The following is a 20,316-nucleotide window of genomic DNA, read 5'->3' as shown; positions in this document are numbered from 1 at the left end:
CCTGCGGGGTCACGGTCGGACGGTAGACAGGTCGTCCGGGAGCGCCGAACCAGTGCACTCCCGAAAGGCACGACCATGCACGTCACTTCCGAGCGGCGCCTCGACGAAGGCGTCCTCGAACGCGAATTCACCCTCGGTGAGATCCCCGGCATCCTGTGGACGCCCACCGCCTCACCGGCAGCCGCCCCGGCGCCCCTGATCCTGCTCGGCCACCCTCCCCTCGGGCTGCGCAGGATGTACCCCCGGCTCGTGGACCGGGCCCGGCGTTCCGCGGCGGACGGCTTCGCCACCGCCACCATCGAACTTCCCGGCAGCGGTGACCGGCCCCGCTGGCCGGCCGTCGAGCAGGCCCGCGCCGACCTGCGCCGGGCGATGGAGGCCGGCGAGCCCGTCGGCGACGAGATCGTCGACGCCCTCGTCCTCCCCCTGGTCGACAAGGCGGTCCCCGAATGGCAGGCCGCCCTCGACGCCCTCCTGTCGCTGCCCGGGCTCGGCGGCCCGGTCGGATACTCGGGAGGGGTGATGTCCATCGGCATCCGGCTGGCGGCGGTCGAGCCGCGCATCGCGGCCGCCTGCCTCTTCGCGGGGAGCTTCGTGCCCCGCGCCCTGTTCGAGGAGGCCCGGCAGGTCACCGTTCCCCTGCACGTCCTGCTCCAGTGGGACGACGAGGGCAATGACCGGCAGGCCGCACTGGACCTGTTCGACGCCTTCGGCTCCGAGGAGAAGTCCCTGCACGCCAACATGGGCGGCCACACCGGCGTCCCGCAGTTCGCGGGGGACGTCGCGGCCCAGTTCTTCACCCGGCATCTGAGGTGAGGCCGAGCCGGACCGGCACCGTCCGCCGACTACGCGGCGGTGCCGTCCGGCTCCGTGGTCATGCGGGCCACGTGGAGTGCGAGGTAGGAGACCTCGTCCTCGCTCAGGTGCTGCCCCAGCCGCAGCTCGACGATCGTCGCCAGCTGCTGCGCGGTGCGGGTCGCCTCCGGGTAGTGCCGGCGGATGCCCTCGCCGATCGTGGTCTCGTGCCCCTTCAGCTGCCGGTGCTGCTGGATCCGTACGAAGAGGTAGCGCACGTGCGTGATGAACCGTGCCGCGCTCATGGACTCCTGGGAGACGGACAGTCCGTACCGTTCCCTCACGACGGCGAGCATCTGCTGGATGACCCCGGTCATCGTGTAGGTGAAGGACAGGTCGCCCGTGGCGAACCCGGCGTTGACCAGGTGCAGCGCGAGTGCGATCGCCTCCGACTCCTCCAGCCGGGTGTCGACGCGCTCGTTGATGGCGGCGAGCAGGCGCTGCGCCTGGGCGTACTCCTCGGAGTACAGGGCCTGCACCTCCGCGCGCAGCGGGTACTCGATGACGATGCCCCGGGCGGCCCGGTCCAGAGCGCCGACGACGTGGTCGGCGACGGCGATGGCGAGGGTCGGCCGGGTGGACTCGCGGCCCTCGATGCCGGCTTCGTCGAGGGCGATCACGACGGCCCGCAGGACCTCCTCGTCGATGAGGGCGAGGACCTCGCTCAGGTGGTCGGGGTCGCGGCCGTCCGCCGGAACGAAGACGCGCACGATCAGCGCGGGGTCGACGGGCTTGCCCTGACGGGAGCTGAAGCCGATGCCGCGCCCGGTGAGGATGACCTCCTGGCCCTTGTCGTCGCGCGCGAGGACCACGTTGTTATTGAGGACACGCAGCGCCTTCAACGCCTGCTCTCCTTCTCGTTCGCGGTCCGGTACTGCCCAATGATCCCGCATTGTCCGCCACCCCTGCGCCACCGCCCTCTCCCCCGAACCGGTACGGCGCGGGCACGTGCCCCACGAGGTGGCACGTGCCCGCGGCGGACCGGTGGCCGTTGGTCAGCGCCTTACGGTGACCACGGGGGCGCCGGCGGCGACGGTACGCCCGGTGTGCGGCTCGACGGAGGTGAGGTCGGCGGTGTTCGTGACGGTCATGAGGGTGACCGTCGGGTGCTCCGCCGCGCGTACGGCGTCGAGGTCGACCTCGACGAGGAGGTCGCCGACGGTGACCTGCCGGCCGGCCTCGGCGCGGACGTCGAAGCCCTCCCCCTTCATCTGCACCGTGTCGATGCCGATGTGGATGAGCACCTCGATGCCGTCCGCGGTACGGATGCCGAAGGCGTGTCCGGTGGCGGCGACGATGATCAGCTCGCCGTCGACCGGGGCGACGATGCGGCCGTCCGCGGGCTCGATGCCCACGCCCTCGCCGAGTGCGCGGGAGGCGAAGACGGGGTCACCGACCTCGTCGAGGCCGACGACGCGGCCCGCGACCGGCGCGGCGAGTTCGGTCCCCTTGCCGGGGGTGGCGGTGGGGCCGGCGGCGGGGGTACCGGCCGCGGCTGCGGGGGCGGCGGTGCCGGTGGAGGCGTCCGCGGTGGTCGCCGCCGCGCCGACGGTGACGAGCTCGCGCTCATCGGCCACCGTGACCTCGCCGCGGGCGGCCGCCTCTGCGGCGTCGCGCTCGGCGTTGGCCTGGATGCGGTCCTGCGGGGTGCGGAAGTCGGAGAAGTACACCAGCGCCATCGAGACGAAGAAGGACGCCGTGATCGCGATGCCGTAGGTGCCCATCGGGGAGAAGACCGGGATGGTCAGCAGGGAGGTGAAGGCGAAGGCCTTGGTGTCCACGCCGCCCAGGACGCCCACGATCACGCCGCCCACGAGGCAGCCGACGAGCATGCGCGGGTAGATCCGCTTGAAGCGCAGGTGGATGCCGTACAGCGAGGGCTCGGAGATGCCGCCGAGCAGACCCGCGGCGAGGGCGCCGACGGAGGTCTGGCGCATCTCCTTCTCGCGGTGACGGATCGAGAGCAGCAGCACACCCGCGGTCGCGCCGAAGCAGGCGAAGTTCCACGCGCCCATGGGGCCCTGGATGAAGTCGTAGCCGAGGGTGTTGATGTTGACGAGCATGAGCGCGTTCAGCGGCCAGTGCAGACCCAGCGGGACCAGGAAGGGGTACAGCAGCGGAATCATGATCGCGAAGACGATCGGGGCGTTGCCGTTCAGCCAGGACAGACCCGAACCGAGGCCGTTGCCGGCCCAGACGCCCATCGGACCGATGAGGAAGGCCGTGATCGGGATCATGATCAGCATGCTGAAGAACGGCACGAAGACCAGGTGCACGGTCTCCGGGAAGATGCGCTGCAGTCCCTTGTAGACCAGGGCGAGCACGGCCACCATCAGCAGCGGCACGAAGACCTGGCCGCCGTAGTCGTTCAGCTGCATCGGCAGCCCGAACACGTGGGCCACGCATTCCTGGGTGCCCAGGGTTCCGTTGGTGGTGCAGGTGATGCCCGGGATACCGGACTTGGGGTTGAGCATGCCCGTGAAGTTCGGGGTCATCACCGCGGCCATCACCGCGGCGCCCACCCAGGGGTCGACCTTGAGCTTCTTGGCGGCGTTGTACGCGACCATGATCGGCAGGAAGTACAGCACCGAGCGCCACATGGCGTCGACGAACACCCAGGTGGCGGACTTGTCCGCGGCCCGGAAGTCGACGAAGCCCAGGGCGTCGAGGACGGAGGCGATCGCGATGATCAGCGAGGAGCCGAGCAGGACGCCCATGAGCGGGCGGAACGAGTCGGAGAGGTACTCGAAGAAGTTGTCGACCCAGGCGTAGCGGCCGCGGCTCTTGGCCCGCATCGAGGCCTTGACGTCGGCGTCGGACTGCGGGCGGGGTGCGCCGCCGCCCGCCATCGACGGCAGGTTCATGATCTCGGAGTAGACGCGTGCGACGGCTCCGCCGATCACGATCTGGAGGCGGTCACCGGACTGCGGCACGGTGGCCATGACGCCGGAGAGGGCGTCGAGCCCTGCGGCGTCGGCCTTCGCCCCGTCGTGGAGCTGGAAGCGCAGCCTCGTCGCGCAGTGCGTGAGGCTCTCGATGTTCTCGGCTCCGCCGACGCCGCGGAGGATCTGCTCCGCGAGCGTGCCGGGTCCGGCTACGGGTGTGTTCATGATGCGTCCTTGCATCCTGGGGCTCTTGCCATCCTGCTTCGGTTCGCGATCTCTCCCGCCCGGATCCGGGCAACAAAAAAGGCCCGGGTCGCGCCAACGGCGCCACCCAGGCCTTGCCTCCCCTCAAGCGGCGCACCGCCTTGACGTCGCGGGGCGACGAAGATGATGTCCTCGGGGAGTAACAATCCTGCGATCGAGATCGATCAAACAAAACCTTAACACCGGGAACTGCCTGCTGGGGGCCTTGGCGTTGTGGTCCAACTCACGCCCTCGTCACGGGCGGCGGGCTTCACGGACGGCGGGCTTCACGGGCGGCGGGCCAGCACGTGGGCGTCCAGGAATCCGCGCTCCGAGGCCGGGTCGTGGATCAGGCGGGCGAAGGGGACGAGGCCGGCTCCGGTCAGCAGATCGGCGAAGCGGTCCACCGGCCAGCTGTAGGCGGGCGTCACCTTGTGGTCGAAGCGGACGGGCTCCGGGCCGCCGGTCCCGAAGAACGAGGCCAGGAGCAGGCCTCCCGGCGCCAGGACGCGCACCTGCTCGGCGAGCAGCGCGGGCAGTTCCGGGGGCGGTGTGTGGATCATCGAGTAGTGGGACAGTACGCCGCCGAGCGCGGCGTCCTCGACGGGCAGCGCCTCCATGCGCGCCTCCTCGAACCGCAGCGCCGGGTGGGCCCGGCGGGCGTGGTCGACCATGGCCGGCGAGAGGTCGAGCCCGAAGGCGTCCAGTCCCAGCTCGTGCAGCATCGCGGTCAGATGTCCGGGGCCGCATCCGACGTCGGCCGCGCGCGTGTTCCCCGTCGCGCGGGCCAGCTCGGCGAAGGTGTTGATCATGGCTCGCGAGAAGGGATGCGTCTCCAGCCGGTCGGCGAACATCGACGCGTACAGCTCGACGACCCCGTCGTAGGCAGCTCTGGTCCCGGCTTGATGATCTTGATCGTCCCTCATGGGGAGGAAGCTAACACCCCGGGAGATCGCACCCCGCGGGGGCGGCCCGGCAGGCCGCGCGGTGCTCGGTGGGGGTGATCCCGTAGGCCTCGCGAAAGGCCCGGCTGAACGCGGTGGCGCTGGAGAATCCCCAGCGTGCCGCGATCGCCTGGACGGGCTGAGCACCGCGCTCCCTGCGGGCGAGGTCGGCGCGGGCGCGTTCCAGCCGGCTTTCGCGGATGTGTGCCGCGACGCTCCGGGGTTGGCCGGCGAAGAGGGCGTGAAGGCCCCGCAGGGACATGGCGTGCCGGTCGGCGATGGCCTGAGGAGTCAGGTCCGGGTCGCCGAGGTTGTCCCCGATGAAGCGGTGGATCCGCTGCAGGGTCTCCTGTGCGCGCGCCTCGGCGGGCGCCTCACCGAGGTCACCGAGCTGCTGCGCGAGGCACGCGGTGGCCAGGTCGAGGGCGATGGAGCCCATCCGGCGCAGTTCCTCCGGCCGGCAGTGCGGGCCCTGGGCGAGCAGCGTCCGCAGGAAGTCGGCGAAGACCGCCCCCGACCCCTTGTCCGCGGCCAGGCCCCGCGCGAGGAGGCGGTCCACCCGGTCCGGGCGCAGCGCCACGGCGGGGCGGGGCATCTGGAGCACGACCGCCCCGCCCTGCCCGCCCGCGCTGAGCCCTTCGCTCGGCCGTGAGGTGTCCGTGAGCACGAGTCCCCCGGCGACGACGGACTCGTTTCCCCGCTGGGAGATCCGGAAGGCACCTTGGGTGACGAGGGCCAGTTGCAGGTGCTCGGGATCGCCGCGCCGGACGTGGGCCGGGGTGCGGCGGGAGACGACCGGTGAGCACGCCACAGAGGACAGCCGCACCACGCCGAGGTCCAGGTCCGTGATCGTGGCCCGGAAGTCGGCCGTGTGCCGGGTGCTGAGCATGACCGGCATCACGTCGCTGGACACCGTCTCGCAGAACCAGTCGAACCTGTCCTCACGCGCCACGGCTCCCGACGTCACCGACGAGCCCATGCGATCACCCACACCCTCCGACCTGGCCGTGAACCAGCTCCTCACCGGTTGCCCCACGGCCGTGCTTCCCCCCGTCACGTGATCAAGTATCAGCCACACGGGCGCGTGGCCCGCCAGTTCACCCCCCCTGTTCAGCGGGTTGCCTCGCCAGGTATCTTGCATCGCATGGAACCAGGTGATTCGACCAAGCAGGCCCGGGCCGCCGCCCAGCTGCGCAAGGGTGTCCTGGAGTACTGCGTGCTCGCACTGATGCGGGACCGCCCCCGGTACGGCGTGGAGCTCCTCCAGGCCCTGGAGGACTCCGGCACCCTGGCCACCAGCCAGGGCACGGTCTACCCGCTGCTCTCCCGGCTGCGCCGCGACGACCTGGTCACCACCACGTGGCAGGAGTCCGCCTCCGGACCACCCCGTCGCTACTACGCGCTCACCGACAGCGGCCGGGCCGCGCTCGACGAGTTCGCCCGGGTCTGGCCCGGCTTCCGCGACGCCGTCGACGACTTCCTCGCCATCCCGCACCACGCCACCGGAGACCCCGCATGAAGACCTCGGCCGATCCCGTACGCGACTACCTCTGCGCCGTCGAGCGCGAGGCCTCCGCGCTGCCCGCCGACCGCCGCCGGGAACTCCTCGCCGACCTGGCCGAACACATCGAGGTGACGCGCGCCGAACGTCCGGACGTCACGATCGGCGAGGTGCTGGCGGAGCTGGGCGACCCCCGTACGATCGCGGCGACGGCACTGGCCGAGGCGGGCCACGGGGCCGTCGGGGCCCCGGCCCGGAGCGACGCCGGCACGCCCGTCCGGCAGGGCAGGGTGCACCCCCTGGTCCCGCTCCTGATGCTGACCGTCCCCTTCCTCGTCGTCACGGTGCTCCCCTACAGCGACGCCACGACGTTCCTGAGCACCTTGTTCCGCGTCATCGGCGCGGTGCTCCTGTGCACCTCGGTGCACTGGACCCCGGCCCACAAGTGGACCGGGGTTCTGCTCACGGCCGTCCTGCCGACCCTCGCCATCGCCCTCTGGAAGCTGTTCGCCGCCGCACCGACGGGCGACACCGCGGCCCACCTCGCCAACCTGGCGACACTCGTCCTGCTGGCCGGCACCACGGCATGGCTCTGGCGGGTCCGCCGCGCCTGAGGCAGCGCCTCCGGTCAGTCGCGGTCGACGTGCACGCTGGTCGACTTCACCCGTGCGGTGACGGTCACGCCCGGCTGCAGGCCGAGCTCCTCCACGGCCTCCCGCGTCAGCAGCGACACCACCCGGTGCGGGCCCGCCTGGACCTCCACCTGCGCCGCCACGTCGCCCAGCGTGATCGCCGTGACGATCCCCGGGAAGGCGTTGCGCGCCGAGGTGTACGGGGTGTCCTCGTCATCGGCGCCCTCGTGGGCGACCTCCACGCAGAACGCGGCGAGGGCAGGCCCCTCCACGATGCGCCGGGTTCCCTCCCGGTGGGTCGGGAAGCGGCCCGCGTCCGCCCACCGCCGCACCGTGTCGACGCTCACGCCCAGCAGCTCGGCGGCCTGTCCCATCGTGTACGACTCCATGGGCACCAGCCTATGTGCAGGAGGTCACGGGCTTGTTGATCATCCTCGGTCCGGCGGTGGCGGGCTCGATCGGCCGCAGCCGATGTGCCCGATCCAGGGCAAACCGATCATCGGTTTGCCCTCCTCGTGCAAGTGGGTAGATCATGCCTCGTGATCGGCAGTCGTGTGTCCGAAGTACCGCTTCACCAAGCGTCGGAGGACCAGGGCAAGCAACCCACACCCAAGGGTCCTCACAAGCGAGGACCCTCGTCCCCGACAGGGAGCAAATGATGGCTACCGGAACCGTGAAGTGGTTCAACTCGGAAAAGGGCTTCGGCTTCATCGAGCAGGACGGCGGCGGCCCCGACGTCTTCGCCCACTACTCCAACATCAACGCCCAGGGCTTCCGTGAGCTCCAGGAGGGCCAGAAGGTCGAGTTCCAGGTCACCCAGGGCCAGAAGGGCCCGCAGGCCGAGGACATCCGTCCCCTCTGAACCACCGCAGGCCGACGCCCCGCACCGTCTCGGTGCGGGGCGTCGCCGCGTCCGGCGTCACCGCGTCCGCCACCGCCACGCGCCCCGCCCCCACCTCGCCGTCGAAGCGCGCCCGGGCCCGCCGTACTCTGTGCGGGTGATCCTGCACAGCCTTCACGACCGATCGGAACTCGCCGCCCGCTTCGAACGGGACCCGGCCATGAACCTGATGGAACTCGGCGACCTCGACGGCCTGCCGTGGTCCCACACCAGCTGGTACACCGTCTCCCCGGACGGACCGGTGGCGCTGCTCTACACCGTCGGTGACGTACCGACGTTGCTCGGGTTCACCCGGCCCGGGGAAGCGGCCGCCCTGGAGGAGCTGGCCGAGGCGCTGCTGCCGGTACTCCCCCGGCGCTTCCTCGGCCATCTGACCGGAAACGCCGCGAAGGTACTGGAATCCGGATACACCGCGCAGTCACGCACCACCCTGCTGCGCATGGCGCTCACCGAGCCCGGCCTGGCCGACGGGTATCCCGCCGGACCGTGGCGGCCCGCCCCGCTGAGCCGCGAGGACCTCCCCGAGCTGCTCGAACTGTTCGCGCAGGCGTATCCGGGGAACTGGTTCGACGACCGCATGCTCGACACGGGCCAGTACCTCGGTGCCCGGCAGGACGGACAGTTGGTCGCCGTGGCCGGCGTCCACGTGCACTCGCCCGCGTCCCGGGTCGCCGCCGTCGGGAACGTCACCACGCATCCGCGGGTCCGCGGACAGGGCGCCGGCGGCGCCTGCGTCGCCGAGCTGTGCCGACGGCTGGCGAGGACCGTGGACCACATCGGGCTGAACGTCCGTGCGGACAACGCCACCGCCATTCGCCTCTACCGCCGGCTCGGCTTCAGCGAGGTCACGGAATTCACGGAAGCGCTCTTCACGGCGCGCCCGTAGGGAATCCGCCGGCGGGGCCGTCACGGCGACCGCCTCTGGCTGCGCGGTGCCCACGGCCAGCGGACGCCGTATCGCCGGCCGGATCCCCGGCCGGGCGGCTCGGGGGGCGCGGGCTGCGCCTCCGGTAGCCGTGCGATGAGCGCCGCCTTGAGGCGCTCTTCGAAACCGCTGGGCCTATCGAAACCGCCGGGCCTTTCGATACCACTGGGCCTCTCGTTCATCGGGCTTCCTCCAACTGGCCTTCGCTGTCCTGCGCTGAGCACCCGGATCCTCCCCTGTGCGGGAACCCGGACGGTCCCCTCGTCCAGTACTTGGGCGAAGGCGCCCCGAGCGTTTCATCGGGAGACGAAGCGGTCGCCGGCCGGCGCACGGACGCCGCCGCCCCGACACCGGTCGGGGTCGGGGCGGCGGCGCCCGTGTCCCGCCCGTCCTCAGGAAGCGGGCGTGAACTTCGTCGCGGCGGGCGCCGCGGTGGCCTCCTTGACCACCTTCATGCCGCCCGGGACCGTCGCATCGGGCTTCAGGATGACGCTCTGCCGGGTGGAGGGGGCCTTCGGGTCCGAGAAGTCGTGCGTGATGCCGAAGCCGTTGTCGTAGGACTTCAGGCTCAGCAGGGCCGCCCGGATCCCCTCGCGCGTCAGGTCCTTGTCGGCGCATGCCTTCTTCAGCACCTCCCCGAACAGCGCGCCGGCGCTGAATCCGGCCACCACTCCGTTGTCCAGGCCGGCGTCCGGGTACTCCGCCTTGTACGCGGCGGCCAGCGCGGCCGGGCCCGCCTCGGGCGAGCCGATCGGCAGGGCCGAGGAGGCAACGTAGTAGTCCTTCTGCAGGGCCGCGCCCGCCGGGGTGGCCAGCAGCTGCGGTGCGAAGGCCGAGTTGTTGCCGACGAAGGGCACGTTCCAGCCGCCGGCCGCGGCGACTCCGACGAGCGAGGCCGCCTGGCGGGGGCCGGCGCTGATGACCACGGCCTTGACCCCGGCCTGCTTGAGGGCGGCGACCTGGGCGGTCATGTCGTTGTCGGTCGGCTTGATCTTCTGCTCGACGACGGTCAGGCCGGCCTCCGCGGCGATGGCCTTGGAACCGGTCAGGGCGTTCTCGCCGTAGTCGCCCTCGAAGTAGACGTGCCCGATCTTGTCGCCCGAGGCGATCCGCTTCTGGTCGAGGAGGAAACCGACGGCGTTGATCGTCTCGATGTCGTACGTCGCGCCCACGGTACGGATGTACGGGCTGCCGAGCAGGGAGGCGGACCAGGCCTGCGGGATGACCAGTCCCTTGTCCTTGCCGTCGACCCGCTGCTTGACGGCGGCGACGAACGGGGAGCCGATGAACTGGGCGAAGCCCAGCACCGAGGGCTCCAGTTCGGTGTAGGCGGCGAGGGCCTTCTGCGGGTCGTAGCCGTGGTCGCGGACCGTCAGCTCGATGGTGCGGCCGCAGATGCCGCCCGCCGCGTTGGTCTGCTTGACCCACAGCTGCTGGGCCTGGGTGACGCTCTTGCCGAGGGAGGCGTAGACCCCGGTCATGTCGGTGAGCGCGCCGAGCTTGATGGTCTTGTCGCTCACCCCGGCCCCGGCCTTGACCCCGCCCGCGGCGGGCTTGTCCCCGCCGGCTCCCCCGGCGGGTTTGGCCTTGCTGCTGCACCCGGCGGCGGCGCCGGTCAGGACGAGTACGGCCGCCAGGACCGCGGCGGCGTGCCTTCTGCTGTTCACGTTCGCTCCTTCGGGGGTGTGGTGCGGGTTCGGGTCCGGAGGGTCCGGGTGATGCCGGTCAGACCGCCCGGCAGGAACAGGACGGCCACGACGACGGCCGCTCCGTACAGGTAGCGGGAGGCCTCGCCCGGCGAGACCCCGCCCGTTCCGGGGGCGGACACCAGCGGGAGGGCTTCGCTGTAGCGGGTGAGGAGCTGGGGCAGCAGGGAGACGAAGACCGCGCCCACGACGGCGCCCGCGACGGTGCCCAGGCCGCCGATCACGATCATCGCGAGGTACTCCAGGGACAGCACCATGCCGAAGTAGTCGGGCACCGTGCGCTGGAAGACCAGGGCGAGCAGGACGCCGGCGAGCCCCGCGTACATGGACGACAGGACGAAGACGGCGGCCCGGTACCGGGCGACCGGCACCCCCATCACCCCGGCGGCGATGCTGTGGTCGCGCAGGGCGTTCATGGCCCGGCCGGGCCGGCCCCGCAGGACTCCGCGCGCGAACAGCGCACCGCCGAGGAGGGCGGCGAGGGCGACGTACCAGAGCTTCTCGGCGGACTGGAACGGGACGGCGGCGATGACGGTCTCGGTGTCGTCGAAGGTGAACCCGAGGAGGGACAGCGGCTCCACGGCCCGGCCGTTGAAGCCGCCGGTGATGCTCGTGGCGTTGAAGAGCACGTGCTGGCCGATGAAGATCAGCGCGAGCGTGGCGATGCCGAGGTACGCGCCGCGCAGGCGCCCGGCGATGGGGCTGAAGAGGCCGCCCGCCGCCCCGGCGAGGGCGACGGCCAGGATCGCGGCGAGCCAGCTCGGCAGGCCGAGTCCGACCAGCGTGTGACCGCCCGCCGTGCTGCCGTCCCCGGCGAGCGCGCAGTACCCGTAGGCGCCCACGGCGAGGAAGAAGGCGTGGCCCATCGACAGCTGGCCGGTGGCTCCGGTGAGCAGGTTGAGCCCGATGGCCCCGATGGCGGCCGCGATGGCGAACAGTCCGGCCTGCAGCCAGAACCGGTCGAGGTAGAAGGGCAGCGCGAGGAGCACCAGGCAGGCGGCCAGCGCTGCCGCGTTGCGGGCGGTGAGCGGCCGCGGCCGGGTGGCGGCCGCGGGGGCGACGGCCTCGGGGTGGAGCACGGGGCTGCGGGTGTCAGACACGGGCGAGCTCCTTCGTGCCGAGGAGTCCGGCGGGACGGATCAGCAGGACCGCGACCATCACCAGGTACGGGGCCAGGTCGCCGATGCCCCGGCCGAGGAAGGTCAACTGGCCTTGGTAGCCGGTGGCCAGTGCCTCGGTGACGCCCACGATGAGGCCGCCGGCCAGGGCGCCCGAGGTGGAGTCGAGACCGCCGAGGATCGCGGCCGGGAAGGCCTTCAGGGCGGCGAGCGACGTGGCCCGCTCCAGTCCCGGCGTGGGGAAGACGGTCAGGAACAGCGCGGCGACGGCGGCCAGCGCCCCGGCCACGGCCCACGCCGCGAGCGAGACCCGGCCCAGCCGTACGCCCATCAGCGCGGCCGTTTCGGGCTGTTCGGCGGCGGCGCGCATGGCGACGCCCCAGGAGGTGTGCCGGAACACGAGCAGGAACACGGTGATCAGCAGTCCGGCGGTGAGGATGGCGGCGATCCGGGTCTGGGGCACGGTGACGGCGCCGAGGTGGACCACGCGGTCGCCCCACGGGTCGCCGAGCGGGAGCACGTCGGTGCCCAGGCGCCGGGTGAGGTCGGTGATGAGGAGGATGTCGACGCCGATGGTGACGATGGCCAGCACGCTCTGGTCCTGGCCCCGGTAGCGCCGCATCACCAGGAACTCGATCGCCGCCCCGACCGCGGCCGCCGAGAGGGCGCCGGCCAGGAGCGCGCCCCAGAATCCGAGCTCCTCGTGCAGGGTCGCGGTGACGTACCCGCCGGCCAGGAGCAGGGAGGCGTGGGCGAAGTTGACCACTTCGGTGGCCTTGAAGATGACCACGAAGCCGAGGGCGATCAGGGCGTAGACGGAGCCCATGGAGAGCCCGCCGAGGAGCAGTTCGAGGAAGGTGGTCATGCGGCCGGTTCCTCCTCTCCGAGGTACGCGCGGACCACCGCGGGGTCGTTCTGCACCTGCGCCGGTGTCCCGCCGCCGATGCGCCTGCCGAAGTCGAGTACGGTCACCGCGTCCGCGAGCCGCATCACCACCCCCATGTCGTGTTCGACCAGCACGATCGAGATGCCGAGTCCGTCGCGGACGCCCGCGATGACGGCGGCCGTGCGCCGCCTCTCGTCGGCGGTCATGCCGGCGACGGGTTCGTCGAGGAGCAGCAGCCGGGGTTCCATGCACAGGGCCCGGGCGAGTTCGACGAGTTTCTGCTTTCCGTACGGGAGGGAGCCGGCGGGCGCCGCGAGGTCGCCCTCCAGGCCGACGAACTCGGCGATCTCCCGGACCCGTTCGCGGTGCCGGCGGTCCTCGCGCGCGGCGGCGGGCAGCCGCAGGCCGGCGGCCAGGAAGCCGGTCCGCATCAGCCGGTGGCGCCCCAGCATGAGGCTGTCGGCGACGGTGGTGTGCGGGGGCAGCGCCAGGTTCTGGAAGGTGCGGGCGACGCCGAGGGCCGCGACGGCGTGCGGGGCGAGGCCGGTGAGCTCGGCGGCGCCGAAGCGGACGCTTCCGCCGGTGGCCCGGTACACCCCGGACAGCACGTTGAAGCAGGTGGACTTGCCGGCTCCGTTGGGTCCGATGACGGCGTGCACGCTGCCGGGGTCCACCGTGAAGGAGACCGCGTCGAGCGCGGTCAGTCCGGCGAAGCGGACGGTGACGTCGGTGACGGTGAGCGGCGGCGGAGAGCTGCTGCTGGGCGGGGAGCCGTGTGGCAGCGGGGATGCTTTCGTGGGCGGGGAGGCGTTCGGCGGAGAGGCGTTCGGCGGCGGGGAGGCGTTCGCGTTCATGCCGTCCACCTGCGCAGTTCCCGCCGTGCCCCGGCGCCGGCCGCCTCGGGCGCGGACTCGTCGGTGATGCCGAGGTAGCGGCGCCGTACCTCGTCCGAGGCGGCCAGCTCGGCGGCCGGGCCGTCGAGGGTGACCTCGCCGACCTCCAGGACGTAGGCGTGGGAGGAGAGCCGCAGCGCCAGGGCGGCGTTCTGCTCGACGAGGAGCACCGAGGCGCCGGAGGCGTTGATCTCGGTGATGGTCTCGGCGATGGTGGCGGCCATCTTGGGAGCGAGCCCGAGGGTGGGTTCGTCGAGCAGCAGCAGCCGCGGGCGCGCCATCAGGGCCCGGCCCAGGGCGAGCATCTGCTGCTCGCCGCCGGACAGCAGCCCGGCCCGCTGGCGCGCCCGCTGGGCCAGTACGGGGAACAGTTCGTGCACCCGGGCCAGGGAACGGGCCGTGTCGGCGCGGGATCCCGCGCGCCCTCCCAGGGCCCCGGCGCGCAGGTTGTCGGCGACGGTCATCCGGGTGAACACCTTGCGACCCTCCGGTACTTGCACCACGCCGGCGGCGACGACCCGGTCCGGGGTGAGTCCGTCCAGCGGCCGGCCGTCGAAGGCGATGCTCCCGCCCGTGACGGCTCCCCGGTGGAACCCGAGCGTCCGGGACACCGCGCGCAGCAGCGTGGACTTCCCGGCGCCGTTCCCTCCGAGTACGACGACCACCGCGCCGGCGGGCACGTCGAGCGATACGGAGCGCAGTGCCCGGACCGGCCCGTAGCCGATGGACAGCTCACGCACGTGCAGCGAACCCACGTCCTCTCCTTCCTCTGGTTCCTCTGGGCGGCCTTGTGCTGGCGCACAGACCAGCACCGGCCCGGGGCGGGCGTCCACGGCCGGAAGCGGAATCGCTGCCGATGACCAGCCCGGACAGGAGCGTGTTGTGCACGCGCACAGACCTGTCGCGCGCGCCCCTTACGGCGGCGGAGGCGGGGTGACATCCTCAGCGGCCATGGGTGGACGCAGAACGCGCACGGAGCAGGAGTGGTCGGTCCTGGTGTCGGCGGCGGAGGTACTCATCGCCGACATCCCGGGCCTCACCGACCAGCTCATCAGGGATCTGGCGAAGCACTCGCCGCTGTTCGACCTGGCCGTTCCGCGGGACGAGCACTGGCAGCAGGTCAGCGAGGCCATGCACTACGGGATCGAGGCCTTCGCCGCATCCCGCTCCGTCCCGCGCAAGGACCTCGCGTACGCCGAGGAACTGGGCCGGCGCCGGGCCGAACAGGGGCTCCCGCTGGACCTGTTGCTCTACGCGTACCGCAGGGCGGGCCGGCTCACCTGGGACGCGCTGCTGGACATCGTCACCGAGAAGGAGCCGGAGGCGCTGCCCGTCCTGGCGCGCGCGGCCGGGGCCATGTGGGCGGGGATCGAGCAGCAGGCGGCCGCCACCGCGGAGGCGTACCGCACCGCGGAGGTGGAGATGCGCCGGCGCAGCGACGAGCGGGCGCAGGCCCTGCTGGACGCCCTGCTAGAGGGGGACACGGCGCCGGCCCTGGCGGCCCAGGTGGCGCTGGCGCTGGACCTCCCGGAGCAGGGGCGGTACGCGGTGGTCGTGCTGCCGGCCGACCGGGCGGACGCGGTGCACCGGGTGGTGGCGGCGGGCGGGATGCGGCTGTTCTGGCGGATGCGGACGGAGCGGGAGCTGGCCGTGGTGGCGCTGGGCGACTCCTCGCCGGCCGATCTGGCGGCGGAACTCGCGGACCGCTGCCCGGGGCCGGGCGGCATCAGCCCGGTGGTGGACGGGCTGGCCGAGCTGGGGCGGGCCCGGCGGCTGGCGGAGACGGCGCTGCGGACCTGCGGGCAGGACGAACGGGTACTGGTACGGCTGGCCGACCGGCTGCCCACGGCCCTGGTGGTGCGCCAGCCCGAGCTGTCGGCCGAGCTGGTCCAGGCGGTGCTCGGTCCCCTGCTGGACCTGGACCCGGCGGACCGGGCGATGCTCCTGGAGACCCTCGACGCCTGGCTGTCGGCGGAGGGTTCGGCGGGCCGCGCGGCGAGCCGGCTGTACTGCCACCGCAACACGGTCTTCAACCGGCTGCGCCGGCTGGAGCACCTGACGTCGAAGTCGCTCTCCCGCCCCCGGGACCTGATCGCCCTGACCCTGGCGCGGGACGCGTACCGCCTGTCGGGCGGCTGACCGACGGGGCCGGGCCCGGCCACGCCGGGGAGCAGCCGGCCTCCTCCAGGGGAGCGGGCCTCGCCTGAGGTATGCCGGCCGCGCCCGCGCGGAGCGGGCCTCACCCCGGGGCAGTCGGCCTCACCCGAGGGGCAGCCGGAATCTTCCGTGGGGAGCGCGCCTCCTACGCGGGGAGTAGGCATAGCGCGCGGTGAGCCGGCCTGTTACGCGGGCAGCCGGCCTACTCCGGGGGACGGGCCTCACCGGTTGGACGCCGGCCTCACCCGCGCGGAGCGGGCCTCACCCGAGGGGGCAGTCGGAACCTTCCGTGGGGAGCGCGCCTCCTACGCGGGGAGTGGGCATAGCGCGCGGTGAGCCGGCCCGGTACGCAGGCAGCCGGCCTCGCTCGCGGGAACGGACCTCGCCTGCGGGATGCCAGCCTCACCCGCGCGGAGCCAGCCGTGCCCGGGGCAATCGGAATCTCCCGTGGGGAGCCGGCCTGGTAAGGAGCAGCCGGCCTGGCCCACGCGAAGCCGGCCTGGCCCGCGCGGAGCCGACCTCGCCCGCCGGAAGGCGGCCTCGGCCGTGGGGCTCGGGCGACGGTCGGTGGTCGCGGGTGTCGGTGAGAGGCCGGTGATTCCGCCGATGTGGGCCCGTGGGGTGCGCGCTGACAGTGGTCCGGCCAGCTCAAGCGGCGGAGCCGGCTCATCGGCGGGCGGTACGGGCCTCGGCACGAGGCCGGGCACCACCCGCGCCCGGCCGGCTCCGCCACGACCGAGAGGACGACTCCGTCGTGCAGCAGCACCATCACCACCACTTCAACAGCGCAGGCCGCGCCGGCAGCGGGGGGCGGCTCCGTTCGCTCGTGTCCGCACTGGCGGCGCTCGTGACCATCGGCGCGATCGCCACGGGCACGGCTTCCGGGGCACACGCCTCGGCGGCCAACCCCTACGAGCGGGGCCCCGCGCCGACCGAGGCGAGCATCGAGGCCCTCCGCGGCTCCTACGCGGTGTCCCAGACCAGCGTCTCCTCCCTGAGCGTCACCGGCTTCGGCGGCGGCACCCTCTACTACCCCACGTCCACCGCGGACGGAACCTTCGGCGCCGTGGTGATCTCGCCCGGCTTCACCGCCTACCAGTCGTCGATCGCCTGGCTCGGCCCGCGGCTGGCCTCCCAGGGGTTCGTCGTCCTGACCATCGACACGCTCACCACCCTCGACCAGCCCGACAGCCGGGGACGCCAGCTGCTGTCCGCCCTGGACTACCTCACGGAGCGCAGCAGCGTCCGCACCAGGATCGACAGCGGCAGGCTCGGCGTGATGGGCCACTCCATGGGCGGCGGCGGGACGCTGGAGGCCGCCAAGAGCCGGACTTCGCTGCAGGCGGCGATCGCGCTCACCGGCTGGAACACCGACAAGTCCTGGCCCGAGATCAAGACCCCGACCCTGATCGTGGGGGCCGACGGCGACACGGTCGCACCGGTCGCCACCCACTCCGAGCCCTTCTACACGAGCCTGCCCGGCTCGCTCGACAAGGCGTACCTGGAACTCAACAACGCCACGCACTTCACCCCGAACAGCCCGGACACCACCATCGCGAAGTACAGCGTCGCGTGGCTGAAGCGGTTCATCGACAACGACACCCGCTACGAGCAGTTCCTCTGCCCGCTCCCGGCCCCGAACCCGGCCATCGAGGAGTACCGGGGCAACTGCCCCCACACCTCCTGATCCACCCCCGGCAGGCGGGAGGCCGTTCCGCTCCGGTCTCCCACCTGCCGCGTCCGGTCTTCCGCCATGGTTTACACGGCAGTAACCTCACCGGCGTGACCGGACACACGACTGGGGCACGTCCGTGCCGGATCCACGGCCGGACGGCCGAACTGGCGGCTGTGGCCGCCCTGTCGCAGCGGCTCCGGCCCCCACACGGCGGGGCGCTGCTGCTCGTGGCCGAGCCGGGACTGGGCCGGAGCGCTCTTCTCGCCTGGGCCGGCGACGAGTTCACCCGCGGGCCGGTCCTGCGCCCCCGGGCCCTGACCCGCGAGCCCCGACCCTACGACGGCGTACGCGCACTGCTGTGCGCGGCGGCCGAAGCAGGGGGTTCGGTGCCGGCGCCGACCGTGTTCCGAACGGTCCGTCCGGCCGGGCCGACGGAACCTCCTCATCTACCCGACCTGTTGAGGCGGCACGTCCCCGGGGACGAGCCGCTGCTCGTCTGCGTGGACGACGTACACCTGTGGGACGCGCCCTCGCGGGCCGTCCTCGGCACGGCCGCGCGGCGCCCCGATCCCGCGCGCCCGATCGGGCTCCTGCTCTCGGCCGCGGAGCACCGGGCGGCCGATCCCTGCCTCGCGGGGCTGCCCGTGCTCCGCTTCGGCCCGCTCGACGACGGCGCGGGGGCCGCCCTGCTCCGTGACCTCACGGGTGGGGTCCTGGACCCTTCCGTACGTTCGGAGCTGCTGGCCGAGGCCGAGGGCAACCCCGCCGTCCTGACGGCCCTCACCCGGCGCCTGACACCGGATCAGCTCGGTGGCCGGCGGCGGCTGCCCCGCCCCCTCGTGGACGGCGGCGCCCTGTGGGCCACCTTCGGCGGCCGCCTCGCCCCGCTGCCGTCCGCCACCCGGCAGCTCCTGCTGCTGGCAGCGGCCGCGCACGAACCCGACCCCGACGCGGCGGACGCCGACGCCGCCCTGGTCCTGCGCGCGGCCCGCGCGGCCGGACTGGACCCGGCCGCGCTGGACCCGGCCGAGGCGGCCGGGCTGGTGCACCACGACGGGCACCGCATCACCTTCGCGGGGTCCCTGCTGCGGCGGACCGTCTACACCGGCGCGCCGTCCTCGCGGCGCCGGGCCGCCCACGCGCTGCTCGCCTCGGCCCTCGACGCCGACCGCCACCGGCTGCGCCGGCTGCTCCACCTCGCCCTGGCCGCGCAGGGACCCGACGCCGCCCTCGCGGCCGGCCTCGTCGCGGCCTCCGCTCCCGGCACGCCGACGTCGGGCATGGAACGCTCGGCCGCCCTGTCCAGGGCCGCGGAACTCACCGCCCAGGAGGACGTCCGTACCGCCCGTCTCACCGCGGCGGCGGACTACGCCCGGCTGGCCGGGCACACCCGCAGGGCGCGCCGGCTGCTGGCCGCCACCCGGGAGGGCGCCTCCCCCGACACGGTGCACGGGCGCACGGAACTCGTCCGGGGCAGCATGGCCCTGCGGGACGGGCCCGTCGGCGACGCCTATCAGGCGCTGCTCATGGCTGCCGAGCGGCTCGACCCGTCCGACGCGGAGGCGGCCCTGGAAGCCAGGATGGAGGCGATGGACGCGGCGTGGGCCGCGGGCGACGCCGTGGCCTGCCTCGCCGCCCTCGCCGAGGCCCCGGAACGCGCCGGAGCCCCGGAACGCGCCGGAACCACGGAGCACGCCGGAGCCCCGGAGCACGCCGGGGCCCCCGTCCTCGCCGGGCCCCCGCTCCCCTCTCCCCCGCAGGATCCGAGGCGCGACTACCGGGCCGGACTGCGTACGGCGCTCGACGGGCACCTGGCCGAGGCCGCGTCGCCCCTGCGGCGGGTCCTCGACCGTGCGCGGGACGACGACGATCCCACCCGTCTGATGCGGGCCGGGGTGGCCGCGCTGGTGCTCGGCGACATACCGGCGGCCTGCCGGGCCAACGCGCGGGCGCTGGCCGTGTCCCGGTCCCGGGGACTGGCCTCGCTCACCCCGCGGATCCTCGAACACCTCGCGTACGCGGAACTACGGGCCGGCCAGCACGCACGGGCCCGGAGCCACGCGCAGGAGGGCCTGCGCGCCGCCCACCGGGCCGGGCAGCGCAACGTGGCCGCCGGCCAGCACGCCATCCTGGCCCTGGTCGCCTCGGTCGAGGACGACGCGGCGGCCGTCGCCGCCCATGCGGGAGCCGCCGTGGAGATCGCCCGCCCGCACGGACTGCTCCAAACCGTCACGCTGGCCGAATGGGCCTCGGCGCGCGCGGACCTGTGCCGCGGCCGGCCCTTCGAAGCCGCCGCCCGGCTCGGCCCGCTGACCCGGCCGGGGCCCGGGCGCGGCCACTTCGCCGTCCGCATGCTCGCCCTGCCCTGCTTCGTCGAAGCCGCCGTGCAGTCCGGGGCCGCGGTGGAGGCGAGGGTGGCCGTCGAGGCGTTCGCCCTGTGGGCGGCCCAGGGCGCCGACCCGCAGGCGCCGGCGCAACTGGCCCGGTGCCGCGCACTGATCGCCCCGCCGGACGACACCGCCGACGCGTTCTTCACCCTGGCGCTGACCCGTCACGAGGCCGTGCACGGCGACTTCGAGCGGGCCCGTACCCAATTGCTGTACGGAAAGTGGCTGCGGCGCCGGCGCCGTCCGGCCGAGGCGAAGAACCGGCTGCGGGACGCCCTGGTCGCCTTCGAGCACTGCGGGGCCCCGGCGTGGGCCGAGCAGACCCGCGGCGAACTGCGGGCGACCGGTGACGCCCCGGCCCCGGTGCCCACGGGTGGACTGGCCGTCCTGACTCCGCAGCAGCTGCGCATCGCGCGCCGTGTCGCCGAGGGCGCCACCAACCGCGAGGTGGCGCTGAGCCTCTCGGTCAGCCCGCGCACCGTGGACCACCACCTGCGCAACGTCTTCGCCCTGCTCGGAGTGCGCTCCCGGACCGAGCTCTCGCGTCTGGTCGACCGGGCCGAGAGGCGCGAAGCGCGGCCCTGAGGCCTCCATCGGCGTCCAGGCAT

The 20,316-nt window shown here is 73.2% G+C and carries 19 protein-coding genes; 9 read left to right on the top strand and 10 right to left on the bottom strand.

From position 1 onward, the window contains the following. Positions 1 to 75 precede the first annotated feature (75 nt). The gene (locus ACWCP2_RS28145; protein WP_450911373.1) at positions 76 to 816 is read left to right on the top strand and encodes an alpha/beta hydrolase; all 741 of its coding nucleotides are present in this window, start codon (positions 76 to 78) and stop codon (positions 814 to 816) included. Between the two features lie 29 nt (positions 817 to 845). Here ACWCP2_RS28145 and ACWCP2_RS28140 read toward each other — a convergent pair whose 3' ends face one another. From ACWCP2_RS28140 to ACWCP2_RS28125, 4 genes are all read right to left on the bottom strand, one after another. Beyond that, positions 846 to 1,697, bottom strand: coding sequence for a PRD domain-containing protein (locus tag ACWCP2_RS28140; RefSeq protein WP_450911372.1), 852 nt, complete (start codon positions 1,695 to 1,697; stop codon positions 846 to 848). A 153-nt stretch (positions 1,698 to 1,850) separates the two neighbouring features. Next, entirely contained in the window at positions 1,851 to 3,965 is a 2,115-nt protein-coding gene (locus ACWCP2_RS28135) for a glucose PTS transporter subunit IIA (protein ID WP_450911371.1), read from the bottom strand. 305 nt (positions 3,966 to 4,270) lie between these two features. After that, a complete protein-coding gene (locus tag ACWCP2_RS28130) occupies positions 4,271 to 4,909 on the bottom strand; it encodes a class I SAM-dependent methyltransferase (RefSeq protein ID WP_450911370.1) in 639 nt (212 codons plus the stop codon). Between the two features lie 10 nt (positions 4,910 to 4,919). Next, on the bottom strand, positions 4,920 to 5,825 hold the full coding sequence (locus ACWCP2_RS28125) for an AraC-like ligand-binding domain-containing protein (RefSeq protein ID WP_450911408.1): 906 nt from the start codon (positions 5,823 to 5,825) through the stop codon (positions 4,920 to 4,922). Here ACWCP2_RS28125 and ACWCP2_RS28120 point away from each other — a divergent pair. From ACWCP2_RS28120 to ACWCP2_RS28110, 3 genes are all read left to right on the top strand, one after another. Beyond that, complete coding sequence (locus tag ACWCP2_RS28120) at positions 5,815 to 5,988, top strand: hypothetical protein (RefSeq protein ID WP_450911369.1); 174 nt, start codon at positions 5,815 to 5,817, stop codon at positions 5,986 to 5,988. The genes ACWCP2_RS28125 and ACWCP2_RS28120 overlap by 11 nt on opposite strands. 83 nt (positions 5,989 to 6,071) lie before the next feature. Further along, positions 6,072 to 6,446 carry a PadR family transcriptional regulator gene (locus ACWCP2_RS28115; protein ID WP_450911368.1) on the top strand — a complete coding sequence of 125 codons (375 nt, stop codon included), beginning with the start codon at positions 6,072 to 6,074 and terminating at the stop codon, positions 6,444 to 6,446. After that, positions 6,443 to 7,042, top strand: coding sequence for an HAAS signaling domain-containing protein (locus ACWCP2_RS28110; RefSeq protein ID WP_450911367.1), 600 nt, complete (start codon positions 6,443 to 6,445; stop codon positions 7,040 to 7,042). Before ACWCP2_RS28115 ends, ACWCP2_RS28110 begins: the two co-directional genes overlap by 4 nt. Positions 7,043 to 7,056: 14 nt before the next feature. Here ACWCP2_RS28110 and ACWCP2_RS28105 read toward each other — a convergent pair whose 3' ends face one another. Beyond that, entirely contained in the window at positions 7,057 to 7,449 is a 393-nt protein-coding gene (locus ACWCP2_RS28105) for a TOBE domain-containing protein (protein ID WP_450911366.1), read from the bottom strand. Positions 7,450 to 7,718: 269 nt separating this feature from the next. On the opposite strand from ACWCP2_RS28105, the gene ACWCP2_RS28100 reads away from it, so the two are divergent. Together ACWCP2_RS28100 and ACWCP2_RS28095 are read left to right on the top strand one after the other, a co-directional pair. Further along, the gene (locus ACWCP2_RS28100) at positions 7,719 to 7,922 is read left to right on the top strand and encodes a cold-shock protein (RefSeq protein WP_243336897.1); all 204 of its coding nucleotides are present in this window, start codon (positions 7,719 to 7,721) and stop codon (positions 7,920 to 7,922) included. 136 nt (positions 7,923 to 8,058) lie between these two features. After that, positions 8,059 to 8,847 carry a GNAT family N-acetyltransferase gene (locus ACWCP2_RS28095; protein WP_450911365.1) on the top strand — a complete coding sequence of 263 codons (789 nt, stop codon included), beginning with the start codon at positions 8,059 to 8,061 and terminating at the stop codon, positions 8,845 to 8,847. A 431-nt stretch (positions 8,848 to 9,278) separates the two neighbouring features. Here ACWCP2_RS28095 and ACWCP2_RS28090 read toward each other — a convergent pair whose 3' ends face one another. From ACWCP2_RS28090 to ACWCP2_RS28070, 5 genes are read right to left on the bottom strand one after another with little or no spacing between them, the layout of a single operon-like run. Beyond that, entirely contained in the window at positions 9,279 to 10,553 is a 1,275-nt protein-coding gene (locus tag ACWCP2_RS28090) for an ABC transporter substrate-binding protein (protein WP_450911364.1), read from the bottom strand. Continuing rightward, positions 10,550 to 11,692, bottom strand: coding sequence for a branched-chain amino acid ABC transporter permease (locus ACWCP2_RS28085; RefSeq protein ID WP_450911363.1), 1,143 nt, complete (start codon positions 11,690 to 11,692; stop codon positions 10,550 to 10,552). Before ACWCP2_RS28085 ends, ACWCP2_RS28090 begins: the two co-directional genes overlap by 4 nt. After that, positions 11,685 to 12,575 carry a branched-chain amino acid ABC transporter permease gene (locus tag ACWCP2_RS28080; protein ID WP_450911362.1) on the bottom strand — a complete coding sequence of 297 codons (891 nt, stop codon included), beginning with the start codon at positions 12,573 to 12,575 and terminating at the stop codon, positions 11,685 to 11,687. The genes ACWCP2_RS28085 and ACWCP2_RS28080 overlap by 8 nt, the downstream gene beginning before the upstream one ends. Continuing rightward, the gene (locus ACWCP2_RS28075) at positions 12,572 to 13,450 is read right to left on the bottom strand and encodes an ABC transporter ATP-binding protein (RefSeq protein ID WP_450911361.1); all 879 of its coding nucleotides are present in this window, start codon (positions 13,448 to 13,450) and stop codon (positions 12,572 to 12,574) included. Before ACWCP2_RS28075 ends, ACWCP2_RS28080 begins: the two co-directional genes overlap by 4 nt. After that, on the bottom strand, positions 13,447 to 14,244 hold the full coding sequence (locus ACWCP2_RS28070; RefSeq protein ID WP_450911360.1) for an ABC transporter ATP-binding protein: 798 nt from the start codon (positions 14,242 to 14,244) through the stop codon (positions 13,447 to 13,449). The genes ACWCP2_RS28075 and ACWCP2_RS28070 overlap by 4 nt, the downstream gene beginning before the upstream one ends. 196 nt (positions 14,245 to 14,440) lie before the next feature. Here ACWCP2_RS28070 and ACWCP2_RS28065 point away from each other — a divergent pair, with 196 nt between their 5' ends. From ACWCP2_RS28065 to ACWCP2_RS28055, 3 genes are all read left to right on the top strand, one after another. After that, entirely contained in the window at positions 14,441 to 15,628 is a 1,188-nt protein-coding gene (locus tag ACWCP2_RS28065; RefSeq protein WP_450911359.1) for a PucR family transcriptional regulator, read from the top strand. An 844-nt stretch (positions 15,629 to 16,472) separates the two neighbouring features. Beyond that, complete coding sequence (gene bdeA / locus ACWCP2_RS28060) at positions 16,473 to 17,333, top strand: bis(hydroxyethyl) terephthalate hydrolase (protein WP_450911407.1); 861 nt, start codon at positions 16,473 to 16,475, stop codon at positions 17,331 to 17,333. 95 nt (positions 17,334 to 17,428) lie between these two features. Beyond that, positions 17,429 to 20,293, top strand: a complete 2,865-nt coding sequence (locus tag ACWCP2_RS28055; protein ID WP_450911358.1) for a LuxR C-terminal-related transcriptional regulator — start codon at positions 17,429 to 17,431, stop codon at positions 20,291 to 20,293. Positions 20,294 to 20,316: the final 23 nt, after the last annotated feature.

The organism is Streptomyces sp. NPDC002104, assembly GCF_053593795.1.
The sequence above is the reverse complement of the archived record's forward strand: the minus strand, read 5'-3'. Positions and strand labels throughout refer to the sequence as shown.